Raw genomic sequence first — 24,210 nt, 5'->3', positions numbered from 1 at the left:
CTGCGGCTAAGTTGAAACAACTGTACTGGCCCGAAGGGCAAAACACCAAAGGTGTTTTCAGACTGCTGACAAAGTCGGCTAGTTCAGTTTAGTCCCTTGAGATAGTCAACCATCGGGAGGGACGGGTGTTGGGGTCAACTTGGCGTAAGCCAACGAAGCGCCCCTAACCCGGCCAGGCCCGATGCGCACTACAACTGAGTACAGATGGTCTTCCGGCCGAGCACAAAGGTGATATAAGCAACATCGTTTTTACGGCCGGAATATGCACAGTGGCTGATTGATTAAGTTTGTCAGCAGGCGATCTGAATTCGGGTGCGAAGGTGCAGGGGGGCGTTCGCCCTAACGCCACTCGCACCAATATTCATTCAGACACAACACGATTAGTGGACGAAATTGACTCAGCACTAAAACTAAAAACCGCTCAAACTCAATATACCCGGGAGGCGTCCATGAACGACAAAAACCACCACCCACAGCCTTTTACCGCTAATATCGATATCAGCAAAGTGTATGACGCTCGCTATGAGTCACGAGATGTTCACTATGAGTCCTTTGCCCGGCTGGCTGAGTTTTTTGGTCGGGATATGCAGGTACACTGGCATGACTGCTATTTTCAGGTACATTTCTTAGACAGCGGACAAATTGAGCTACAGCTTGATGACCAACACTATTCAGTTCAGGCACCGCTGTTTATTATTACTCCCCCTTCTATTCCCCATGCGTTTAATACTAAATCAGACAGCGATGGCCATGTTCTGACGCTACGTCAGGAATTGGTTTGGCCACTATTAGAAAAACTCTATCCCGGCAATCAGGGGGCGCTAAATCTGCCGGCCATTTGCCAGTCATTATCCGGACAGGATAAAGAACTCAGCACCATCAGAACTTACTGGCAGCTTATCGCCACAGAGTTTCAACAGCAGGACGGGCCGGGAGAACAAACGCTGGCTCTGCTTTCTCAGGCGCTGTTTATTCAACTGTTGCGTAATATTGAAGAGCTGGAGTCCTCGGTGTGCAGTGTGAAAGGCAATATTAAACTGTTCCAGCGCTTTAACTTTTTGATTGCTCAGCATTATAGAGAACACTATAACGTCCCCCATTACGCCGGATTAATCGGTATTACTGAATCACGACTTAACGACCTCTGCCGTCGCTTCTCTAACATGCCGCCAAAACGTCTTATTTTTGAACGCATTATCAGCGAAGCCAAACGTTCTCTGCTGTTTTCCACCGATTCGGTTCATACCATTGCCTACCAGCTGGGATTCAAAGATCCCGCCTATTTTGCCCGCTTCTTTAACCGCATGACCGGCAGTTCCCCAACGGGTTACCGTATGAGCCGGGTTTCTATTTCCGATAAACAGACTGAACCAACAACTTAATCCTGTCAGCCCATGAAAAGTACCCGTCATTGCCTTAAAAGTCTCTTCTTTGTCGGTGGTTATCTTGTTTCAATACATAAACAAAATTTAAACAAATAAGTAACATTATTTTTAACCACGGTATCAAAACCCCTTCGTAACTGGCGGAGGGAGAACAATAAAAAGCGCACTACAGCGTACTGAAACACCATGGAGGCAATCAGATTATGAAAAACACCAACCCAATGCTTGAGAAATTAAAACCAATCCTTCCGGCTATTGCCGCCAACGCCGCTCGTGCAGAACTGGAACGAAAAGTACCTGACGAAAATATCGCCCTGTTAAAAGGCATCGGCATGCACCGCGTATTTCAGCCAAAACACTATGGCGGTATGGAAATCTCCCTGCCTGAATTTACCGACTGCGTTGCGGCTCTGGCCGGAGCCTGCGGTGGTACTGCCTGGGCATTCAGCCTGCTGTGTACCCATAGCCATCAGCTGGCGATGTTTTCAAAACAGTTACAGGATGAGATCTGGGGAGATAACCCTGACGCCACCGCCAGCAGCAGTATCGCGCCATTCAGTACCATTCGCGAAGGAGATGGCGGAGTCTATCTCAGCGGTGAAATGGGCTGGAGCAGCGGCTGTGACCATGCTGACTGGGCAATTGTCGGCATGCGCCGCGAAAACGACAAAGGCGAACTGATTTATAGCTTCGGGGTGATCCCACGTAGCGATTATGAAATTCGTGATGACTGGTATGCGGTTGGTATGCGCAGCAGCGGTTCCAAAACCCTGGTGATTAAAGATGCCTTTATTCCTAACCACCGTATTGAAGCCGCACAGGACATGATGGAAGGCCGCTCCAGCGGGTTCGATCTCTATCCTGATAGCGATATTTTCTATACCCCTTATCGCCCCTATTTTGCCTGTGGCTTCGCCTCCATCAGCCTTGGGGTTGCCGAGCGTATGCTGGTCGCATTCAAAGAGAAAACACAAAACCGGGTGCGTGCTTACACCGGCGCTAAAGTTGGTACCGCTACGCCAGCATTAATGCGCCTGGCAGAATCAACCCATCAGGTTGGTGCGGCACGTGCATTTCTGGAAAAAACCTGGGAAGAGCATGCCGAGCATGGGCGCAACCATCAATATCCAACCAGAGCAACGCTCACTAACTGGCGTACCAACCAGGCCTACGCGGTAAAAATGTGCGTGGAAGCGGTAGATCGCCTGTTCAGTGCCGCCGGAGCAACCAGCTGGATGGAACACAATGAAATACAGCGTCTGTTCCGCGATTCACACATGACCGCGGCACACGCCTACACCGACTATGATATCTGTTCACAGATCCTCGGCCGTGAGCTGATGGGGCTGGAACCCGATCCAACCATGGTTTGAGATGAGATAAGGAGTCCTGCTTCATGACAACCCATGCTGATAATACTCTGGACCCGCGCGCTTTCCGGCGCGCTCTGGGTAACTTTGCAACCGGCGTAACCATTGTAACGGCGGCCTTATCTGACGGCACCAAAGTCGGAGTAACCGCCAATAGTTTTAACTCTGTGTCTCTCGATCCACCGCTGGTGCTATGGAGTATCGATAAGCGTTCCGGTAGCTATCCGGTATTCGAGCAGGCCACTCACTTTGCTATCAATGTGCTGGCGGCGGATCAGGTTAATCTGTCTAACCAGTTCGCCCGCCCACAGGATGATAAATTTGCCGGTGTAAATATCGAAACCGGTGCCGGCGGCGCTCCTCTGTTTATCGACTGTTCCGCCCGTTTTCAGTGCGAAAAATATCAGTTGGTGGACGGGGGGGATCACTGGATTATGATTGGAAAAGTGGTCGCTTTTGATGACTGTGGCCGCGCACCGCTGGTTTATCATCAGGGTTCTTACTCGATGGTTCTGCCCTATCCACGCGAACAAAAGAAAGAAGAGTGCGGTACTACACCAAGCACGTTTCAGGGCCGATTACGTAACAATATCTTCTATCTGCTGACCCAGGCCTTGCGCAGCTATCAGGCCGATTACCAGCCGAAACAGCTCTCTACCGGTTTGCGCGCCAACGAAGCCCGTATGCTGATGGTGCTGGAAAATGATGCAGAACTGGAACGTTCTCGCCTTCTGGTGGAAGCCGCCATGCCGGACCGTGAAATTGAAGAAGCGGAAGAAAACCTGTGCCGGAAAGGGTTAGTCTCCCATACTCAAAGCGGTTACAGACTGACTGATGCAGGGACAACTCAGGCTGAAATGCTATGGGATATAGCAGCCAGACAGCAGGAGCAGGTGTTATCGGAGTTCAGTGAAGAAGAGATTAAAACCCTGCGGAAGGTATTAAAAGGAATTATTGCTCTGCGCTAATCGCGTATATTGAAACTCTCTCAACCTGTAACACAGGTTGAGAGAGAGTAATGCATTACTTCTCGATAACTAAAATATCGATACGACGGTTTTTAGCACGATTTTCGTCAGTATCGTTTGGTGCTACCGGATGTTCTGAACCATAACCTTTCGCTTCCAGACGGCTGGCATCAGCGCCCAGTTGAATCATCTGAGCACGTACAGAATCTGCACGATCCTGAGATAACTTCAGGTTAATCTCTTCAGTACCGGTGTTATCGGTATATCCACCCAGCTTTAATTTCACATTTGGATACGCTTTCAGAATAGCTACGATGTTATTCAGCTGTTCATCAGACTGTGGCTCCAGTTGAGCGCTGTTGGTTTTAAACAGTAAACGGTCGAAAGAGAACCAGGTGGTGCTGTCGACTGGCAGGTTGCTTTCAATAAACTCAATCAGTTTATTTTCAACGCCATACTGTGGAATGTTCAGCTCTTTACCATCTGGTAACAGTTTACGGAAGAAGTCACCCAGGTTACCCCACAGGCTTCCGGTGCTTACCTGAGCAGTAGCCGCTGGCGGTGCAATTTCTACCGGAGTGCTTTCTTTAGTGGTACCACAGCCACGCAGGAAATAAATTGCAGCCAGAATTAACAGTAACAGCAGAAGTAACCACCACTTGCCGCCACCTTTTTTCTTTTCAGCTAATTTAGGTGTTGGTCTGATTGGTGCATCCGGATTCAGTAATGGTTTGGCTGGAGCCACAACCTTAACGGTATTTGGCTTAGTCGCTTCATTAACAGAGAATGACTGGAACTGAACCGGCAGTTCGGCAGAAATCAGGTGTGCCTGTGAAGATAACCATCCCTTCAGAGAAATAGATTGAGTTGCACGATTATTAACATAATCTCTCAGCGCATTGATAACCATTCCGCCAGCAACGGTTAACAGCATTTTGGCTGAACTCCCGTTCAGATTAAATACTGAAGCCACTTTGTCGGTGATTTCTGGCATTTTTCCGGTGATCATCGTCATCAGGGAGGATAATTTATCGCTCTGGTGATGATTACCATCAATAAGACTATTAATATTAAACTCAGGAATTTCCTCTAATTCAGCAATAAACTCGTGAGAGCTATCGGAATGTTTCAGGTAATTTCTCACCTGCTCTAATACAACAGGAAAAACGCTGGGTAATGCCAGTCCCAGTCCGCTCTCTTTCTCTCCCAAAGAGTGAGATAGTTTTTCAATCAGCTGCGGTGTTACATTAGCAGTCAGTAGCTTAATTATATTGTCCATTGTTATTCATCTATCCTTGGATAAATCGTATCTATAACAAACCATTACAGTTCACTATAAATATAGAAGTTAGTTAATTTAATAATGAAATTAATCATCTTATTGCCGGTTTAATTATTGAAGGACATAATTAACGGAAGGGAGTTTAAGAGAAAGAAACGGGAAACGTCAATCTATTTAGGTTCAGCTATGGTATTTGTCCTACAATAGAATATTTACAGAAATCGCACCAAATAATTAAAAACAGTATCAAAACCAAATAAGTCAAATCTAACATAATGATTTTAATTGAAATTAAAATTAAGCTTTATCATCATCAGCGTATATTAGTTTCATAAAAAAAGATAACAAGATGTTATCTTTTTTATTCTGAGAAATGCGCTTCCCAATAAAACCTGTGTCTGATGTATATCAATTATCACAAGTGTGGTTATTGCCATCCTCTAAGTAAAATAAATAGGCTATTTATTTTACTTAATTAGCCCATAAGTGCTGAATCATTAATTGAACATTACGATTACCACGATATTCATTAATATCCAGTTTATAGGCAATGGTCGCTTGTTTAATACTGGCATCCGGCCACTGAGTCGTATCAATATTGAATGCAATGCCATCTAATAGTACACCGCCGCCTACCGGTTCAACAGTAACTTTTAAATGGCGTTCACCAACCAGACGCTGCTGTAATATTTTAAACTGACCATCAAATACCGGTTCCGGAAATGATTGCCCCCAGGGGCCGCCGTCGCGTAATAGTTCCGCCGTATCCAGCGTCAATAACGCATTCTCCAGTTCGCCATCGGTCCAGATAACCCCTTCCAGAGCCGATGGATCCAACCATTCGCCAATCAAATCGGCAAAACGCTGCTGAAACTCGCTGAAGCGGGACTCTTCAAGTGATAATCCCGCTGCCATGGCATGACCACCAAATCGCAGCATTAAGCCGGGATAGAGGGTGTCTAATCGTTCAAGAGCATCCCGCAGATGTAGCCCGGCAATTGAACGCCCGGAGCCTTTGAGAATGCCATCACCCGCCGGAGCAAACGCAATCACCGGGCGATAGAACCGCTCTTTTATTCTTGATGCCAGAATACCTACCACCCCCTGATGCCATTCAGGATGGTACATTGCCACACCATAAGGAAGTTCTGCTTCATTTTGTTCAAGCTGCTGGCACAGGGTTAACGCCTCAACCTGCATTCCCTGTTCAATCTCGCGACGCGTTTGGTTTAACGTATCCAGATCGCTCGCCATCCCGCGCGCTTCGGCCATATCGTTGCTCAGCAGTAACTCAACGCCAATGGACATATTATCCAGACGCCCTGCCGCATTCAGCCGTGGCCCCAATGAGAAGCCCATATCGTTAGCGGTCAGTTGGCGCGCATCTCGCTTGGAAACTTCCAGCAATGCCTTAATTCCCGGTCGACACTGCCCGGCGCGAATACGGTTAAGCCCCTGATGCACCAGAATTCGGTTATTGGCATCCAGCGGAACCACATCCGCCACGGTGCCCAGCGCGACTAAATCCAGCAGTTCTGCCAGATTAGGCTCGGCGATGCCCTGTTGTTCAAACCATTTTTCTTCACGCAGACGCGCCCGTAGAGCCAGCATCAAATAAAAAGCGACACCCACACCCGCCAGTGATTTGGAAGGAAACTCACAGTTATCCAAATTTGGATTAATAATGGCTTCTGCGGCGGGTAGCGTTTCTCCCGGCAGATGGTGATCGGTGACCAACACCTGAATGCCTTTGGCATGGGCACTGTCAACTCCGGCATGGGAAGAGATACCGTTATCCACGGTGACGATCAGTTCCGCCCCCAGCTCCACGGCCTGTTCAACCACTTCCGGGCTCAGGCCGTAGCCATCTTCAAACCGGTTAGGCACCAGATAATTGACTCGGGGAAAACCCATACTGCGCAGCGCCAGAATGCTTAACGCCGTGCTGGTTGCTCCATCCGCATCAAAATCACCCACGATGACAATCTGACGTTTATCCTTCAGCGCCGCCAACAGCAAATCTACCCCTTGCTGTATTCCGTCCAGCTGCTGATAGCTCAGTAAACTTCTGGCACCTTTATCCAGCTGGCTGGCATCCGTTACCCCACGAGAGGCATATAAATGACGCAATAGCGCTGGAATTGTCGATGGCAGAGTGCTGCTGTCAACCTGAGGACGACGACGTAATTGTGTTTTATTCATAGTGGAAGTGTATTTAAACCTGGTGTTTACAGCGAAGTGCAAAGCGTAATACCCGCAGCAGTAAAACCACCTGCTGCGGGTGACTAACGAAAGAATTAGTTAACTTTTATACCACTTTTATGCGCAGTATAGGCATCCAGCGTGGCTTTCAGATCGCTTGGCGCGCTATAGCCAGAAAGTACAGTGGTACCATCAACAACGATCGCTGGCGTTCCCTGAATACCAAACAGTGAACCCAGTTCATAATGACGTTTAATATCAATATCACACTTGGCTGGTTTTACCGCTTTACCGGCCATCGCATCATCAAAGGCCGTCATACGATCAGACGCACACCAGATAGAAGCCATTTTTTTCTCTGCGTCTGATTCAACACCCTGACGCGGATAAGCCAGATAGCGAACAGTGATACCTAGTTCATTATAACCGGCGATTTCTTTGTGCAACTTGGTGCAGTAACCACAGGTGATATCGGTAAAGACCGTAACCACATATTTTTCCTGTGGTGCTTTATAAATGATCATCTCATCTTTCAGGGCTTCCATACGCTTGGACAGAATAGGCCCTAACTGATCGGAAGTGGCATTAACCGGCACAGGCCCGCTGATGTCATATAAAGGTCCTTGCAGAATATGTTTACCATCGCTGGAGACGTAAAGTACCCCTCCCTCAGTCAGTACGGTCTGCAACCCGGCAATCGGCGATGGCAGAATTTCGATCTGAGTGGCGCCAAGCTTCTGTTGCAGAGCTTGCTTAATCGCCGCATCATCCGCTTTAGCTACGGAAGTGAATGCTGTCAGCGCCAGCGTTAATAGCAATAAACCTTTCTTCATCATTTTTCCTTTGGATTATCAGTCCGGAGCCCATCCGGTTAGGCCCGGGGATGGTGCTGTTGGTGTAACTGTTTCAACCGTTCGGTTGCTACATGAGTATAAATCTGGGTGGTCGACAAATCACTGTGACCTAATAGCATCTGTACGACACGCAAATCTGCACCATGGTTCAATAAATGTGTCGCAAATGCATGACGCAATACGTGAGGTGAAAGTGCCTCACTGTCGATACCTGCCAGCACCGCATAATGTTTAATCCGGTACCAGAATGTCTGGCGGGTCATTTTCTGCCCGCGTTTGCTGGGGAACAGAATATCCAGTGTGCCGCCATTGATCAACCATGGTCGACTGTACTGAAGATATTGTTCAAGCCAGTAAACCGCCTCTTCCCCCAGAGGAACCAGCCGTTCTTTATCACCTTTACCAATGGCCCGAACGACGCCCTGACGCAGACTGACATCGCTGATAGTGAGTCCTACCAGTTCAGACACCCGCAGCCCGGTCGCGTACAGCACTTCCAGCATGGCTTTATCGCGCAGCTCGATGGGCTCTTCAGTGCGAGGGGTTTGCAGCAGAGATTCTACCTGAGATTCGGTTAAATCTTTAGGCAATCTCTGTGGTAGTTTTGGCGAAGACAGCAACGCTGAAGGGTCGTCGCTGCGGATCTTTTCACGATACAGATACTGAAACAGTCGCCGCATGGCGCTTAACATCCGCGCAGAACTGGTTGCCTTATATCCGCCATCAACCCTGTCAGCCAGAAACGATTGCAAATCCAGTGCCTGCGCGTTCTCCAGCGTCAGGTCGTGGGCGTGTAACCACTCGCTTAACGCCCGTAAATCCAGACGGTAAGATGCCAGCGTGTTCTCTGCCAGATTGCGTTCCAGCCAGAGCGCATCCAGAAATTGTTCAATCAGAATTGTGTTATCCTGCGCCACCTTTCCTCCTTCGCTGACACTACCTTTTGCTTAATTATGTCTGATAATACCCTATCTGGTATACTTCCCCCTAAACTTCTACCCGTAATAAAGCGATATACACCATGAAGATCGGCCTGTTTTATGGTTCAAGTACCTGTTATACCGAAATGGCGGCAGAAAAAATCCGCGATTTTCTCGGTGAAGATTTAGTGGTTCTGCACAACGTTAAAGACGATCCCGTTACCCTGATGGAGCAGTATCCCATTCTGATCATGGGTATTCCTACCTGGGATTTCGGCGAACTGCAGGAAGACTGGGATAAGGTTTGGGGAGCGCTGGAGCGTGTTGACCTGCACGGTAAGATCGTGGCGCTTTACGGTATGGGCGACCAGGATGGCTACAGTGAATGGTTTCTGGACGCGCTGGGTATGCTGCACGACCATCTTAAACCGATGGGCGTTAAGTTTATCGGCTACTGGCCAACCGAAGGCTATAACTTTACCAGCCAGCGAGCCGTTACGCCGGATGGCAGCCAGTTTGTTGGTTTAGCGCTGGATGATGTGGTGCAGTATGACGCCAGCGATGAACGCATTGAAAACTGGTGTGAGCAAATTTTAGCTGAGATGCAGGCGCTGCTATAGTTGGTGTTAAATGCCGCTTTCTGCGGCATCAGCCATTCCCAATCGTTGCTCAAGCAAGGCGTTATCTACGGTTAAATAGAGAAAACTGATCAGGTTATGTTCGTTTTGTTGATAGGACTGCCTGAGCTGTTGCACCAGTTGTTCCGCCCTTTCTGATGAATCAGTCACTGCCAGCAGTTTCAGGCCAAAGTCAGGTCTATGTCGATAAGTTACCCGTTCAATTACAACAAATTGTTGCAGCATGTGTTGTTTAACCATTTGATTAACCTTGTATGTCCTTTTTATCTGAAACAATTCGCCTGATTTGTTCAGTTATTCTAAACAACTTAAATGTTAAGGGATGCTAAACATATCGTCAATGTGTTTAATTGATGGTTGATGTCATGCTGCCAAAACGCCTTAAGGCCGCCAGAAAAAAAGCCCGCCTGACTCAAGAGAAATTGGGCGTTATGGCTGGAATTGATGAATCCACCGCTCGTTCACGCGTTTCTCAGTATGAGAGTGGGACTTATCGCCCTACATTTGAAATGATGTGTTCAATTGCCAAAGTACTTAATGTGCCGGAATGTTATTTCTATACCGTTGACGACGAGTTTGCCGAGGCGGTTTTGGGGTTATATGCAGCAAAAAACGTGGCTTAAAACGGACATTTTTCAGGATAAAAGAGATGGATAAACAACACGCCGATATCAGTAAATTTTTAAGTTACGTTTTGCGTCATCAGCCGGAAGCTATTGGGTTAACGCTGGATAGTGAAGGATGGGCAGATATTAAGACCTTGATCGCCTGTGCCGCTAAAGACGGTAAACACCTTGAGCCGGCCTTAATTCAGTCAGTGGTCGAAACCAGCGATAAAAAGCGGTTTGCTATTTCGCAAGATGGTCTGCGGATCCGGGCCGTTCAGGGGCATTCCTCTGCTCAGGTGGATATCCGCTATGAAGAGCAAGTTCCGCCAGAATTTTTATACCATGGCACAGCGACCCGTTTTCTTGATTCTATTCGCGAGCAGGGGTTGATTGCCGGGTCGCGTCAGTATGTACATTTGTCTGCGGATGAAGCTACGGCGGTGGCCGTCGGGCAACGGCATGGTAAACCTGTGGTGTTAAAGATTAAGGCGCTGGAGATGTATCGGCAGGGGTTGGTGTTTTATCGGGCGGAGAATGGGGTTTGGTTGAGTGGGTCTGTGCCGGTTGGGTTTATTGATTAACCAGAACAATGATGGGTAAAAACTCATTGTTTCTACAATGAATATCATGCTGAGATGCCATTTTCTCTACTCATCCACTGCTGAGTTTTAATCTTTCTGGGGTGCAGCAGACCATTACGTGCGGTTTTCACTAAGAGATTATAAAGGTGTAGAATTCCCTTTTTCACTGAGATAACGCTTTGCCAACGCAATAAAATTCTGTCCATCCTCTGGACTTAAAAATGCCCTTAGAGGAATAACGGTAAAATAATTTTCTTTATTACAAATAAAGATGAATTCGTCTTTTAGGTAGATCTTCGAAATAAAATGCCAAAAAGTTCGCGCTTCATATTTATCATTACCTTGGCAAATGAAGTCTGGATGCACTGTTACTGTGGTTGCGTATTTAGCATATGCCTTTTCTTTCGATTCATTTTTATTCATAGAAGACTTGAATAATTCATCACGTATACAATAAAAAAATAATGAAAGAATAAAAGCACCAACTGCTACATATAGAGCAGTTCTATTTTCCATAAAATCATATATCTTCCAAAATGTTATAAGTGTTGCAACTACAGCTATACCTGTAGAAGCAATCAATAGCATGTCTAATGAATGTACCCAAAAATAACCAGTTACCTTTTCATGTATAAGAGAACCTTTTATCTTTTCCTGAGCGTTGACTCTTTCTTTAACACTCATTGTGTAAGTTACAGATATTTCATCGGTGCTCATTTTTATCTATTTCCTTATAAACTGGAAAAATGGGGGTTTAAGATCGAGCAACTGCTAAACGTTACTTCTAAGCGAAGGAGGATGGTGATTAATCTCTAACAGTTAAAACGCAAGCCCTCTATATTTTTTTCGGGATCGCATTTTATTCTGAACTCAATAATATCTTTTCAGCTTCCTTTGCTGCTTTAATAACGCCTATCCATTCCTCTTTTACAATGTATTCTTTATCAGATAGTTCTATTCCATATTTATCAAATACTACATTTAAAGAACTAACAACTTTAGCTATTACATTGGACTCATTTTTCCCAACTAAAACCCAGCCGTTCATAGACTCATGATCATCAGCTAAATCAGTGTCGTCATATAAAAAATGAACCGCATAATCTAATGCATCATAACCACCACAAGGATGAATACCTTCCACCCATGCTTGATACTGGTACTTTTCATCACTTAATCCGTGAATATAATCAATTAATTCTTCACGCATTTCAGGGTATTTTAATTGGGAAATTTTCATTTTTCATTTATTAATGATAAATTAAAGGAATATATTTTTAGTATTCGTAGCTATTATACAAAAAGAATCAGATTTAATAAGTCAATTCACATTGAATACTTGATACTTTTATCATTTTAGTAAAAGGTCTTAACTTTTCCAAATAAAAACTAAAATCCACAATCTTCGTATCAGAAGAAAGATAAACCCTATTAATAGAGAGTGAAAAAGACATCCAGCCTGAGTATATCAAGAATTCACCACCTATATTGTTGCTACTAACTAACACTATACCTAAATTATTTTCATCACTATGAAAATTAATAAATTCTTCCAATTTGAAATCACTATACTTCAGCGTTTTCCAATCATAATCGTCTATATCAGTAGGCATGATAAAAGTGACACAGCCCTCGAAATCAATCTTCCAGCCGCTATTTATTAATTTTATAACAATATCCTTAGGTGATAAGTCTTGAGAAAACTGTATATCAATACTTGCTTGCAAGCCCATATCAACACTCCTTAAAGATATACCATTAAAATTCAATTACGATTTAACACTTTAAAAATCATCAAGATTAATTTAAAGAACAGATCAGTTTTCTTTCCTTAAATATATACACCACCCATTATTGATAATTTTGATTGACTCAGGAAAATCTAGTCGTTCCACATAGGTTTTAATAGTAAAATCATCATCAAAGTCAGCTATTATCTCCGTTTCAACATAAGATGCGATTTCTTTATCTAACTCTGTAAACTCACCATCAAAATAAAAAAACAACTGCATGTTTTTATTAGTGATAGTTACAAATACACTACGCATATTAGACGTTACATTTCCTAATAGTGCCCTTTGTGCTGATAATCTTAAATAGGCAGAAAAACCATCATTTTTCATAGTCTTTTTCTCATTAGTTTAATTATCTGCTAGTCGGGAACGATATAAGCCAAAATTTTCATAATAAATTAGTGTTTAATAAGTTAACTAGCTGACTATAAGTCATATTTTTTTCAAAAAAATTATTTTCAGTTAAAGTTATTTTTATAATAAGCAATACCTTCCTCAATAGCCTCTTTCAAGTTATCTGAATCTATCCTAAACGAAGTTTCATTAGTCAGGGGACCGCCAAATATTAATACTGTAAAAGGGCGTGATGGCTCATCACTCCAACGTTCACCATCAATTTTAACTATAACTGATGCCCCATCTTTAGATATAGCTTCAAGTTTGGAAAATAACTCATTCATAAAATTCCCCATTGTTCTTTTAAATAATATGCCTCATACCAATTTCATTTTTTAAACAGGCATATTCACTAAGTGCATTAAAATTTTAAGTTCGTGAAAACATCTGAGTACTATTGCTTCTTCAATTCAGATTATTACTATTCAGTACCTTTTGAATCATCACACTAGGTTCAAGGCTGATACGCCAACAGTTAACTGTTGTGTCGATAAGGATAACTCATCAAAACCATCAACAATAACATCCACTAGCCTTTCGAAAGAGGGACACTCTTTGATAGGAAACATAATTTTATTTGCCATTACTTGTCACCTCCTTTTGTTATTGAACCACTGGTTACATTCAGTCCCCAACAAGGACTGCTCACTATTTTAATTTGTTGTATATCTTTTTGGCAGAATTTAAACTCATTTCATTAGCTCCTCCAGCATATTCAGGATCAGATGACTGCACGGGATCATTTTCCCAATCACATACTGGGCATATTTCATAACATCCTAGCTCATCTATAACTTTAGCCCCGCAACAAGGACAGCTATACAATTCATCACTTATCATTGTCTATCGTCACATGGCTGACGCCATATTCTTCCTTTGATACTAGAAACTGAACATGGATATCCGCCCCTAAAGTTCTAAAGGGGCATTTGTTTTGACTAAGAACTTAATTATTAACTCTGTTGATAACGTTCATCCTGCTGAATAAGTGGTTCTATTTGAGCCTCCCAGACATTTTTTTGAAAAATTTGTAATTCTGATGGCTCTTTTCTGGATGAAATACAATTTCTGATAGCTTGAACAGCTATATTGAAATCAGTAATGCTTAATTCAATAAAACTAATTTGGTCAAGAGCTTCATATTGCATAATTTGGTCATATATACCTACAAACTTTTCTTGTAAAGATTCCTTAAATAGCACTTCTAATGCATTAGAAGCACTTCTATTGAGCCCTGCATGCAAGCTACCCTCAAGGTTGTCATTTTCTGGAGGCTTATATCCAATAAAAAAAGTTGCACTCATAAATCACCTCACTGAGAATTATGGCAATTGAACAAGTAAAGTATTAACTTTTTCAGTATCTTCCGGATACAACTGAAGATACTTTTCACAAGCTAAACGAGCATAGTTAAAACCCACAGATTCAGAAACAATAACTTCTCCACCCCAAACTCCAAACATCATCCCTTCGAAATAACATTCAGGATCAGGATCCTCAAAATCAGGAAATGAACAATACGCTTCATTAACACAACAACCAACCTTATTTAAAAGGTACGGCAACATAAAAATGAATTTCCCCTGTAAATGCATTGAATTAAAATAATATTTAACAACCCACTCAGGATCATTCTTATAATCTATACTCTCAAAGATATATTCGTTCATAAATTAGCCACCGGATGAAAATTTTCAATCACTCCTGTTCTCAGATCCAAATAAATCTGAAACTTTATCCCACCAGCTATTGCTGTGTATTCTCGTTGTCTTGATTTAATAGCTGCTTTATACCCATTGCTTGCAGCCTGTTTCCCCAAATCCAATATTTGTTGGTCAGTAAAAACTTTGGGGTCATAGATTGTCTTAACAAATATTTTGTCTTTGTAACCTGTAATATTTCCGACACGATCGTAAGATGGTATTTTATATTGAACCTCTCTTATACCCTTCACATCACTTTCAATTTCATCGATAATTTTCATATTTTCCTCATTTGCTATTGGGTTGAGGGTATTGACATCAATATTGTTTTAAATCTTATAATATCTATCGTTGCCAGACTTCAATTGATACATATTTCACCTAATCTCCAAATATTTCATATAGCTTATGATTACGCTGTAAAATAAAAAAGAGAAAGTTAATTGAAGTTATAGTTAATATTTAATGGTTAAACAAACTCCCGACTAAAATATATAGCCGGGAGTTTCTTGTTTTGTTATGGCAGTTGGGCAAGTAGCGCATTAACTTTTTCAGTATCTTCAGGATGTAGCTGAAGGTATTTTTCGCAAGCCAGCCGAGTATACCTAAAACAAGTATCTTCGCTTACGATGATCGTATCTTCTTCTTCAGGAGGATAACCGTAAGCAAACTCAACCCCTTCAAAATGTTCTTCTTCATAATAACTATTCATGTCAGGAAAAGTACAATAGGCGCCATCTACATGAAAACTAACCTTCTCAACTAAATAACCTACGGCTTTTAAGAAGTATCCATCCCCGAATATAATATCAAAATAAGCAGTAATTATTCTTTCTTCTCTAGATAAATTGCCAATTTGTTTAAATAATGATTTCATTAATTAAATTGTCCTATTGAGGATGGAAATTACGTACAACACTAGTGGCTTTGTCTACATAAATCCTAAAAGTCACACCTTCAACTATGACATTCGCTGTACCATTACTGCTAGCCATAGCATTTTTATAACCAATAGCAGATGCCCTTTTCCCTAAATCCAACATTTTCTGATCTGTAAAGACTTTAGGATCATAAATTGTTTTAGGCAATTCAGCGGCTTTATATCCTATAATATTACCTGCTCGATCATATGCTGGAATTTGATATGTAACTTGAGTAATACCTTTAACGTTTCCAGGTATTTCACTGATTATCTTAACATTATATTGACTTGCAGCAGCATAGAATGAATCAGCATTATGAGCCCCTTTAATTCCCGTTTTTTGCGTAAAACCATCAAAATTCGCCAGATGATTAGCTAAACTAGCCCGATAATCCAAGGTATTAGGAGTAATACGTAATTGGTTAACTGACCACACCGTTCCTGCTGCATTTGTTGCCGCATCCATCGCCCATAACAACCGCTCCCCATCCGTAGGAACTTTACCATCAATCGGATTGGCACCACCGGCAGCAGAATACGTCTTACATATTGCAGAAGCACCACCCGGCAATCCACACCCCGCATTAAAATAAGCCGCACCCAGCTCTTTAATAAAGTCTTCCGAACTGCCATTTTGATGTTTGGCTGCAATAGCCTGAACTTCATTAGCCTCAGCTAAAACCCATTCTTTACCGTTGTTGGTTGACTGCTCGGTAACAACACAAAAACCATTCCCGGAGTTTACACAACTAACAATATCCCCCGGCTTGTGCTCAATTTGCTCCGTACCTGCAAGTTGAAAATCAGGGCCAAACTCATTCTCTTCCACTTTATCAATACTACTGCCTTTGTCTCTCAGCTTATCAATATCTTGTTTCAGTTCCTGACAGGCACCACTTCCTGCATTACCACCCTGACAGGCTGAGGCGTATTCCTTCTCTTTACGATCAAGAACCTGTTTTTCACCTGTTGTCAGGTGGTTATTCACTGCCGCGTTATACCCCGCCCCGGCCGCCGTTGCCATAGATTCCGTACTATCCCCAGCCACCCCGCCAATTGCACCCGACGCTATCATTGCCAGTGCTGCCACCGTCTGGCGTTCCGCTTCCGTCAAGTCTTCCGGTTTTCTACCATCGTACAACTTCTCGGTAATTAACTGCGCCATCAGCTCACCGCTTGCAGCACCAATAGCCCCGGAAGCTGCGCTGTTACCGCTGGCCTGAGCCACTGCCGCACCAATAATCGCATGCGCTATCGCGTTAATGGCCTTGTCCTTCATCTCCGGCCCTTCGGTTAGCGCTTTCACGCCCTGAGCCAGATAAGGAGCCGAAGCCGCCGCCGCCCATTGCAACAGTCAGCGCTGCACCTGCCGCCTGAATAGCCCGTTGCACATCGCTACCCGTGCCGTACTCTTTCATCTGCTTTTCATTGGCAATAGTAAACTCGGCCTGATACACCACGTTATACGTGGCTTTATTGAGGTCTTCCTGCGTTGGATTGTCATTACCCGCTTTAGACAAATCGGCTCGCGCCTGCGCAATTATCGCCGGGTCATTCGCCGCTGACTCTTTTTGAGCATCCGCTTTAGCTCTCGCCTCATCCTGCGCTTTCATCGTTCCATAGTTAGTCGCAATGGTCGTCACCTGCGAAACAATCTGCCCCGCCAGATTAATCGCCTCCAGATTGCGCATCTCTTCTTCAGCATTGAAGATTTTATCCAGCGGATTCGCGGCATTTTCCGTATCGCGACTGATGGTGGCAATATCTTGCTGCTGACCATCCTTATCCCGAATAGTAATCGCCCCATCCGCTATCGCCGCATGCGTGGTGCTACTGGCGCTATCACCATAGGCCACCACAATCGGTGTTCCCGGCACGCCCGGAAAGCCCATCGGTGCACCACCGCCAGAGCCAACGCTGATCGACACATGGCTGACGTCATACTCTGCCTTATTCTTAATATCACTCCAGCCAAGCGTGCCGGTATCCAGACTGTTTTTATCCGGCGTAGCTTCAGAGGCAATCACCGCACCGTCTAACTGCGTATGCTTACCCACGGTAATGTCATAACCGCCTTTACCGGCATAAATCCCGCTCTGCTCATTGACGCTGGCCCAGGTACTGTCCATCTTGTCCATGGTGAAACCCAGACTGCCGTCAAAGCCGGTGCCGTAGCTACCCGCAATATTAAGCGAGTACTGCTCATAGCTGTAATCATCGGTGTCCTGCAACGAACGAACGGTCAGGTCACGACCTACGTCCATCATCACGGAATAACCCTTCGCCAGTGCACCAATCAGGTTGGTATCCCGGCCGCTGATGATGGTCAGGTTGTTACCCGCCTGTAACTGGCTCTCAGTCCAGTACAGACCGTCTGCATGCATATTCCCTTGCGAGAAGTTAGCATCAGCAAAGAAACGCAGGCCGTTTTTACCCCCGCCCCAGCCAAAGCTCACGCCAGCGTTACCGCCGTAGCTCTTGTTCTCGCTGTCGGTTTTCTGGGTATTCGCCGCCGCCAGCAGGTTAACGTCCCGATTGGCGTCCAGAATCATGTTATTACCGGCATTAATGGCTGAGCCTTTAATGGTGATATCGCCGTCAACGCCCTTCTCACCGTTACCGGTGGCAGTAATGGACAGATTATTGCCTGCCGCAATGGTAGAACCCTGAGCCGCCCGAATTTTGGTATCGGTGGTGGATTCGGTATGCTGAGTACCGCCAGAAATACTGATACCCACAAACCCTTCACTGCTGTCAGGCAAGTCCATCATACCGGCCTGCACTGCCTGTACCGCCGACAATGCCGCTTTGATTTCCTGTAGTGCTTTGATTTTACTGTCCTGAGTGTCCTGCGCCTGTTTGGCTTCGGTTACCGCCGCATTCAGGGCGCTACCGGCTGCGCCGGATAGTGCGACGGTCATACCCGACTGGGTACGCTCATATTTGTCGTGAATGCTGGTCTGGTTTTCCACTGACTCAATGGTCACGTTTTTACCCGTCAGGCTGATATCCTGTTGGGCAATCACATCAGAACCTTTTATGGATAAATCATTACCCGCAACTAGCGATACGCTACCCTCGGTACTGCCGACGGTGCTGCCGAGATGGCTGATACGATGAGTGGTCTGAGTGGATTTTTCATCAATCGTTCCTACCGTAACGCCGATCCCGCCAGAACCCATAACGCCCGACTTGGTTTTCTGGCTGAAATACCGGTCGTCTTCGGTTTCCTGAGCAGCCGTCACCGTCAGATTATTCCCTGCCGCCAGAGCCACATCATGGGTACCAACCACCTGGCTGCCGGATACCCGCAGATCATTTCCCGCTTTCAGACTGACGGAATCACCACTCAGGCTACTGGACTCTGCGTTGTGATGGTTGAGGGTAATCTCCCTCACCTCTGTCACTTTCGCCATACCGCTACCGCTGGTACCGCTGATCTTGGTTTTTTCATCCAGACTCACGGTAGACTCACCGGCTAAAATCTGAATGTCATGTCCGGCACTGACCTGAAGATGTCCTCCGGCCTCAACGTTAGCCGCTTTTGCCACAATATCGTTATCGGCCAAAAGGGTAACGTTTCCTGCTGCTGAAATCTGAGTACCAACATCCTGAGCATGGGTGAGGGTGTAGTAGTTATCACCATCAAACCGGGCACTGCGGCTGTCAGATACGTTAACCGTATTGAGATTCAAGTCATGTCCGGCACTGATAACGGTTTGCCCGTCCTGCCCGTTATTAATCACCTGAGCCGCGGTCAGATTAATATCATTACCCGCCTTCATGGTCAGAAGACCGCCATCATTGTGTACTACCGCACCGGCAACCTGATTAATTATCGTCCCGCTGCCGTTACTGCGGGTGGTGGTCAGCAGATTAATATCATTTCCCGCCTGAAGCCTCAGGCTGTCAAAGCCCTGCATCAAACCGCCAATATTATTAATATCGTTATTCGCCAGCATCGCTACGTTATTACCGCTGATGCTGCCGCCCATATTCTGAATATTCTGCGCCAGTACGTTTAGCTTATCGCCCGCCAGAATGCGCCCCTGATTCACCAGATCGCTGGTCAGTTGCAGATTTACCTGTTTTCCGGACAATAAAGCGCCGCTACCGTCAATATCCTGCGACCTGACCATCGCATACACTTGTGGCACCAGAACCGTCTGAACCGTGCCATCCGGCAGCGTCACATCACGGCTAACCAGCCAGACGATATCTGAGGTCAGGTTGGCCATCTGCTCTGGCGTCAGCGCAATACCTAATGACAGATGATATTTCTGAGCAAACTCCACGCCGCTGTTCATCAGCGCCATATATTGCTCTTCATCACTGGCGTAGCCGTTTAAAAAACGCATCCCGGTCAGATTGATGATCTGCTCACGAATCAGCGTCTGTTCATAGTAGCCATCACCCAGACGCTTATGCACATTATTTGGATCGGCCTGTAAGCGGCTGTACATATAGTCCGAACCCAGCCAGGTTTTATATTGGGTGAATTTCGGATCGGTTTCGATTAAATAACGGCTACCCACTGCCGGATTGATTTGATACAGACTGGTATTGGGCAGCGTCAGATTCAGGCTCGGTGGACGTGTCACTACGCTGACATCCTGCATACCATCCACACCAGCCACCTGAATACTCACTCGCTCAATATTGATCCCATTGATTGTGCCACCTGATGCGCTACCTTCCTGACGAGCATTAATCAGTGCCCCGCTACCTTCTGGTTGAACATAACTGAGCGTTTCAGACGGTTTGAGAGTAATAGACTGAATTTGCGTTGGCGGCTCATAATCCGACTCGCTCTTTCTTTGAGAATCTGTACCTTTGTTTTTCTTGCGGGAATACTTTATCTCTGTACCCACATCATTGATAAAGCGCTCACCGATAACCTCAACATTATTCAGCGTATTCGCCTCAATGTTCAGAACATTACCCGCCACTATCTGACTTTTATCATTAGTTACGGTATCTGCGGTGATCAACAGGTTCCCACCCGCTAAAATTTTAGCCGGGTCGGTTTCCGTAATCACCGTTTCATCGATGGTGCGGATATAGTCATAGGAGTAATAGGTATCCTTACCTTTGGCATTTTCCGGTGTAATGATGTGGGGGATTTCATCTTTATAAAAAGAAACCTCATCAGGACGGTAGTAATTTACGCCTCCCTCGACCCGGTATTGATAAATGCTCTCGGTAGAAATACGCTGAACTTCGGTTTTGAAGTTATCATTAACGTTATTCACCTGCCCCATCGACAACCGTAAATCCCCCAGCGCTTCAATCGTCGCACTGTGGTTATTCAACACGCCGCCCATACCGGTGGCGTTGCCGTTCTCATCCAGTAATCGACCGATGGACATATTGCCACCGCTGAATATCAGCGAATGGGTGTAGTTGTTTAAGGTACCCACCCCCATATCCAGCGTTTCACGCCCGGCGATGGTGGCGGCGGTGCCGTCCTCTTCCCGGTTATTAATCACATCGGCCTGTAAGCCCAGCCAGGTGCCGTAAATACGACCGGTGCCGTAGTTATCAATTTGACTGGCTTGCAGGTGCGTCAGCAGCCCGTCAATCAGCCCTCTGTTGCTTAAAAGCCCACTCAACGTGAGGTTGGTGGATTGGGCACTGATAACCCCTGCCGCATCGTTGGTCAGCGATCCGGCATTAAGATGCAGTTCACCGGCGTACAGCTGACCGCCAAGGTTGCTCCAGTGGCCGGTAGTCTGTGCATTGAAGGCATTGTTAATGTAGAGCTGAGCGCGATCGGTGTTTATCTCACCGCTATGCCCCTGCAAATTCGCCGCGCCGGCACTCACCAGACCATCAGCCAGATTAATGCCGCCAGCATCCACATTCAGGGTGCCGGAGGCCAGCGTTTGCCCCTGCAAATCCACAGACTGGGTGCTGAGGATGGTGATATCACCGGCATTTGCCAGTTGACCACTGCTTTGTACGCCGGCTGCCAGCAACGCATTGCTGGCGTTGTTGAAATAATGGGTGGAAAGGACAATATCGTTTAGCGCTGCCAGCGTTGAGGTATTACTGATATCTCCGATGGCATGCAGATTAAGTGCCCCACCGCTGTAGAGCTGGGCATGGTTATCAATGCGCTGTCCGGCACTGAAATCAAGCCCGGCAAAGGCGTAGATATCCGCCTCATTGAGGATATTCCCACTGGCATCCACTAATAAGGCATCTTCGCTGCGCAGCAGGTGATTATTGGTAAAGCTGCCATCGGTAAGGTATTTCCCCACGCCCTGACTGTACAGCGTACCGTTATTAAGAATATCGCCACCGGCGCTAAGCATCAGATTACGGTCGGCACCTAGTATGCCGTCATTGGTCATTGCCCCGGCAACATTAAGGGAGGCATGACCTTTGGCATAAATCGTATTGCCGTTATACAGGGCATTTTGGGTTGTCAGCGATAAGTCGCTGCTGCTATTGATGGTACCGCTATTGGTGACTTGGCCGTTGGCGGCTACCGCCATCGCTCCGCCGCTATACAGAGTGCCGGTATTGAGTAACCAGCCCGGTGTGGTCAGGGACAAACGGCTGTCAGAACCTATCACGCCATGGTTGGTGACATCACCACCGGTGTTAAGGGTCGTCTGACCTTTACCGTACAGCATCTGATTATTAAACAGTGTCCCGTAAGTATTCAGATTCAGTTCACCGTCGGCACCGATAGAGCCATAGCTGGTCACCGACTGGTCTGCGGTTAATGACAGGTTGCCTTTACTGTATAGCGTACCGTTGTTATACAGTGCACCCGGTGTAGTCAGGCTCAGCAACCCATCCGCGGCCAGCGTACCGTTATTACTCACTGTACTACCCGCCGTTAATCGGGCATTGCCTTTAGCATAAATCGTATTGTTACTGGAGAACTCACCCGCCGCATTCAGGGTGATATCCCGGTCAGAACCCAGCGTTCCGCTATTTAACAGGCTACTGCGACTTTGTGCCTGCACATCGCCACCGGCGTAAATCGCCCCGGTGTTATTGAGATGGCTGGCGGACAGGGTCAGCCCCAATCCGGTATCCAGGGTTCCACCGTTTAACAGCGCATTTTGAACGCTAAGAGAAGCCGCGTCCGCAGACCAGATGCTGCCGTAGCTGGTCATCCAGTCGCCGCTGTCAATGCTTAAAAAGCCGCCGCTGCTGATTTTTCCACTGGCAGTCTGATTAATATATCCCGGAGTACTGATGGCTGTGCGCCCTTTGCCCTGCAAAGTACCGCTGTTATCAATACTGCTGGCAGATACCCGAAGCGCCTGGCTGGAAGAGAGCGTACCGCTGTTATTCAATTTACGACGACTACTGACCCTGGTGTTACCGTCTGCCGCCATCACACCCTGGTTGGTCAGGTTGCCCTGAGTGGTAACATCAAGCTGCCCGTTGGCACCCATTTGCCCGGATCCGGTGTTAACCACATCACCCTGTGCAGCGATCTGAACTTCGTTTTTGCCAAACAGCGTACCGCTGTTGGTCAGCCCTTCCGTCGTCGTAACCGTCAGGTTTTGTGCACTGCTTATCGTTCCGCTATTTTCGATACGACCATCGGCGGTCAACACCACCGACCCGGCCTGCGTGCCAATATGCCCGGCATTGCGAACACCTACACCGTTTTCAGTACCCACCATACGGATAGTGTTGGCATACATACCACCCAATGCCGCCACATCCACCGAAAACTGCGGACTGGTGGCGTCATTACCACCCTGCTTTTCAATCTGGCTGGTATCGGCGCTAACCTTGTTCTTACCGGTGACGACGTTAAGTTCATTGGCCCAGACGCCGGCATTCACATTCACCGATTGGGCGATGATATCGGTATAACTCTGCTGGCTACTGACCATCCCTCTGCCCTGAATGGTCACATTGCCCTGTTGGACGTTGTAGCCTTCCAGTTGGCCATTCACCAGATTTGGTGTGCCGGTCGTCAGAGTGGCGCGGTTGGCGTTAATAAAACCACAGCCGTCACAGGTAATACCCGATGGGTTGGCGATGACCACCTGAGCTTTCTGCCCCGCCACTTCCACATAACTGTTAAGCTGACTTGGGTTGCGGGAATTGACTTCATTAAGAATAATTTTAGCCCCACCGCGTATAACCTGCGGGTTGCCGTCAACATAACCGCCCAATTGGGTTTGTACCGGTGCGGCTGAGTTATTAAGAATGGCACCACGGTTATCCACATCAAACTGGCTGTAGGTATTGCGCGATACGCCTGCGGCGCTCGGTGTCTGGATATTCACCTGCGGCGTGCCGTTAGCACTGCCGATGACCGTTGGCTGCTGGTTACCCGGCGCACTGTGGTCTGCCACGATATCAGCCTGTACCGGCAGGCTGATAGCCAATAACCCCAACGCCATACTGGTCAACAACGTCAGCGGTTTAAGACCAGCAATCAGTTGGCTTAAGGTATGTCCGGCTCCGGATGAAGCTCGGGTATTTCCGCCAGCAGAGTGTGCACCAGCAATCTCGGGGACTACCATTAACTGACCACGGGCCCGGTTAAAAATAACCCGGTTGTGGGGGAGTGATCAATATTACATAGGCTAAGGGAAAGCAGGATA

24 protein-coding genes are annotated in these 24,210 nt (G+C 46.2%); 6 read left to right on the top strand and 18 right to left on the bottom strand.

What is annotated here, in order from left to right:
• The first annotated feature begins 449 nt into the window (after positions 1-449).
• The 3 genes from hpaA to EKN56_RS03280 all read left to right on the top strand — a co-directional run bounded on the left by hpaA (position 450) and on the right by EKN56_RS03280 (position 3,723).
• Complete coding sequence (gene hpaA / locus EKN56_RS03290) at positions 450-1,382, top strand: 4-hydroxyphenylacetate catabolism regulatory protein HpaA (protein ID WP_130593580.1); 933 nt, start codon at positions 450-452, stop codon at positions 1,380-1,382.
• Between the two features lie 206 nt (positions 1,383-1,588).
• Positions 1,589-2,758 (top strand): p-hydroxyphenylacetate 3-hydroxylase oxygenase component, encoded by a 1,170-nt coding sequence (locus tag EKN56_RS03285; RefSeq protein WP_130590505.1) that lies wholly within the window; start codon positions 1,589-1,591, stop codon positions 2,756-2,758.
• Between the two features lie 23 nt (positions 2,759-2,781).
• The gene (locus EKN56_RS03280) at positions 2,782-3,723 is read left to right on the top strand and encodes a p-hydroxyphenylacetate 3-hydroxylase reductase component (protein ID WP_130590504.1); all 942 of its coding nucleotides are present in this window, start codon (positions 2,782-2,784) and stop codon (positions 3,721-3,723) included.
• Between the two features lie 55 nt (positions 3,724-3,778).
• On the opposite strand, the gene EKN56_RS03275 is transcribed toward EKN56_RS03280, so the two are convergent.
• From EKN56_RS03275 to xerD, 4 genes are all read right to left on the bottom strand, one after another.
• On the bottom strand, positions 3,779-5,002 hold the full coding sequence (locus EKN56_RS03275) for an OmpA family protein (RefSeq protein WP_130590503.1): 1,224 nt from the start codon (positions 5,000-5,002) through the stop codon (positions 3,779-3,781).
• A gap of 474 nt (positions 5,003-5,476) precedes the next feature.
• Entirely contained in the window at positions 5,477-7,207 is a 1,731-nt protein-coding gene (gene recJ, locus EKN56_RS03270; protein WP_130590502.1) for a single-stranded-DNA-specific exonuclease RecJ, read from the bottom strand.
• Positions 7,208-7,302: 95 nt separating this feature from the next.
• Positions 7,303-8,040 carry a bifunctional protein-disulfide isomerase/oxidoreductase DsbC gene (dsbC, locus tag EKN56_RS03265; protein WP_130593579.1) on the bottom strand — a complete coding sequence of 246 codons (738 nt, stop codon included), beginning with the start codon at positions 8,038-8,040 and terminating at the stop codon, positions 7,303-7,305.
• A 38-nt stretch (positions 8,041-8,078) separates the two neighbouring features.
• Positions 8,079-8,978, bottom strand: coding sequence for a site-specific tyrosine recombinase XerD (gene xerD, locus EKN56_RS03260; protein WP_130590501.1), 900 nt, complete (start codon positions 8,976-8,978; stop codon positions 8,079-8,081).
• 104 nt (positions 8,979-9,082) lie between these two features.
• On the opposite strand from xerD, the gene fldB reads away from it, so the two are divergent.
• Positions 9,083-9,601 (top strand): flavodoxin FldB, encoded by a 519-nt coding sequence (fldB, locus tag EKN56_RS03255; protein ID WP_130590500.1) that lies wholly within the window; start codon positions 9,083-9,085, stop codon positions 9,599-9,601.
• A 6-nt stretch (positions 9,602-9,607) separates the two neighbouring features.
• Here fldB and EKN56_RS03250 read toward each other — a convergent pair whose 3' ends face one another.
• The gene (locus EKN56_RS03250) at positions 9,608-9,859 is read right to left on the bottom strand and encodes a hypothetical protein (protein ID WP_130590499.1); all 252 of its coding nucleotides are present in this window, start codon (positions 9,857-9,859) and stop codon (positions 9,608-9,610) included.
• 125 nt (positions 9,860-9,984) lie between these two features.
• Here EKN56_RS03250 and EKN56_RS03245 point away from each other — a divergent pair, with 125 nt between their 5' ends.
• Positions 9,985-10,242 (top strand): helix-turn-helix domain-containing protein, encoded by a 258-nt coding sequence (locus EKN56_RS03245; RefSeq protein WP_130590498.1) that lies wholly within the window; start codon positions 9,985-9,987, stop codon positions 10,240-10,242.
• Between the two features lie 26 nt (positions 10,243-10,268).
• Positions 10,269-10,808, top strand: a complete 540-nt coding sequence (gene kptA / locus EKN56_RS03240; protein WP_130590497.1) for an RNA 2'-phosphotransferase — start codon at positions 10,269-10,271, stop codon at positions 10,806-10,808.
• Positions 10,809-10,946: 138 nt separating this feature from the next.
• Here kptA and EKN56_RS03235 read toward each other — a convergent pair whose 3' ends face one another.
• The 13 genes from EKN56_RS03235 to EKN56_RS03180 form a co-directional block, all read right to left on the bottom strand.
• Positions 10,947-11,525 (bottom strand): YcxB family protein, encoded by a 579-nt coding sequence (locus tag EKN56_RS03235; protein WP_130590496.1) that lies wholly within the window; start codon positions 11,523-11,525, stop codon positions 10,947-10,949.
• 142 nt (positions 11,526-11,667) lie between these two features.
• The gene (locus tag EKN56_RS03230) at positions 11,668-12,048 is read right to left on the bottom strand and encodes an SCO4402 family protein (RefSeq protein ID WP_210405325.1); all 381 of its coding nucleotides are present in this window, start codon (positions 12,046-12,048) and stop codon (positions 11,668-11,670) included.
• Positions 12,049-12,121: 73 nt separating this feature from the next.
• Positions 12,122-12,541 (bottom strand): hypothetical protein, encoded by a 420-nt coding sequence (locus EKN56_RS03225; protein WP_130590495.1) that lies wholly within the window; start codon positions 12,539-12,541, stop codon positions 12,122-12,124.
• Positions 12,542-12,625: 84 nt separating this feature from the next.
• Positions 12,626-12,931: a hypothetical protein gene (locus tag EKN56_RS03220; RefSeq protein ID WP_130590494.1), complete on the bottom strand. Its 306-nt coding sequence runs from the start codon at positions 12,929-12,931 to the stop codon at positions 12,626-12,628.
• A 128-nt stretch (positions 12,932-13,059) separates the two neighbouring features.
• Positions 13,060-13,281, bottom strand: a complete 222-nt coding sequence (locus EKN56_RS03215) for a hypothetical protein (RefSeq protein ID WP_130590493.1) — start codon at positions 13,279-13,281, stop codon at positions 13,060-13,062.
• 159 nt (positions 13,282-13,440) lie between these two features.
• Positions 13,441-13,581 carry a hypothetical protein gene (locus EKN56_RS20850; RefSeq protein WP_168189595.1) on the bottom strand — a complete coding sequence of 47 codons (141 nt, stop codon included), beginning with the start codon at positions 13,579-13,581 and terminating at the stop codon, positions 13,441-13,443.
• Positions 13,582-13,645: 64 nt separating this feature from the next.
• Positions 13,646-13,837 (bottom strand): CPCC family cysteine-rich protein, encoded by a 192-nt coding sequence (locus EKN56_RS03210; RefSeq protein ID WP_246019954.1) that lies wholly within the window; start codon positions 13,835-13,837, stop codon positions 13,646-13,648.
• 113 nt (positions 13,838-13,950) lie between these two features.
• Positions 13,951-14,301 carry a hypothetical protein gene (locus tag EKN56_RS03205; RefSeq protein ID WP_130590492.1) on the bottom strand — a complete coding sequence of 117 codons (351 nt, stop codon included), beginning with the start codon at positions 14,299-14,301 and terminating at the stop codon, positions 13,951-13,953.
• Between the two features lie 18 nt (positions 14,302-14,319).
• Complete coding sequence (gene cdiI / locus EKN56_RS03200) at positions 14,320-14,667, bottom strand: ribonuclease toxin immunity protein CdiI (RefSeq protein WP_130590491.1); 348 nt, start codon at positions 14,665-14,667, stop codon at positions 14,320-14,322.
• Positions 14,664-14,981, bottom strand: a complete 318-nt coding sequence (locus EKN56_RS03195; RefSeq protein ID WP_130590490.1) for a CdiA family toxin C-terminal domain-containing protein — start codon at positions 14,979-14,981, stop codon at positions 14,664-14,666. The genes cdiI (EKN56_RS03200) and EKN56_RS03195 overlap by 4 nt, the downstream gene beginning before the upstream one ends.
• A 236-nt stretch (positions 14,982-15,217) precedes the next feature.
• Entirely contained in the window at positions 15,218-15,577 is a 360-nt protein-coding gene (gene cdiI, locus EKN56_RS03190) for a ribonuclease toxin immunity protein CdiI (RefSeq protein ID WP_130590489.1), read from the bottom strand.
• A 13-nt stretch (positions 15,578-15,590) separates the two neighbouring features.
• Positions 15,591-16,973: a VENN motif pre-toxin domain-containing protein gene (locus EKN56_RS03185; protein WP_130590488.1), complete on the bottom strand. Its 1,383-nt coding sequence runs from the start codon at positions 16,971-16,973 to the stop codon at positions 15,591-15,593.
• Positions 16,882-24,156: a hemagglutinin repeat-containing protein gene (locus tag EKN56_RS03180; protein ID WP_260676955.1), complete on the bottom strand. Its 7,275-nt coding sequence runs from the start codon at positions 24,154-24,156 to the stop codon at positions 16,882-16,884. The genes EKN56_RS03185 and EKN56_RS03180 overlap by 92 nt, the downstream gene beginning before the upstream one ends.
• Positions 24,157-24,210: the final 54 nt, after the last annotated feature.

Origin of the sequence: Limnobaculum zhutongyuii, from assembly GCF_004295645.1 — a bacterium.
In the GTDB taxonomy this organism is placed as follows: domain Bacteria; phylum Pseudomonadota; class Gammaproteobacteria; order Enterobacterales; family Enterobacteriaceae; genus Limnobaculum; species Limnobaculum zhutongyuii.
Note: the sequence above shows the minus strand (reverse complement) of the source record. Positions and strands in the feature narration are given on the sequence as shown.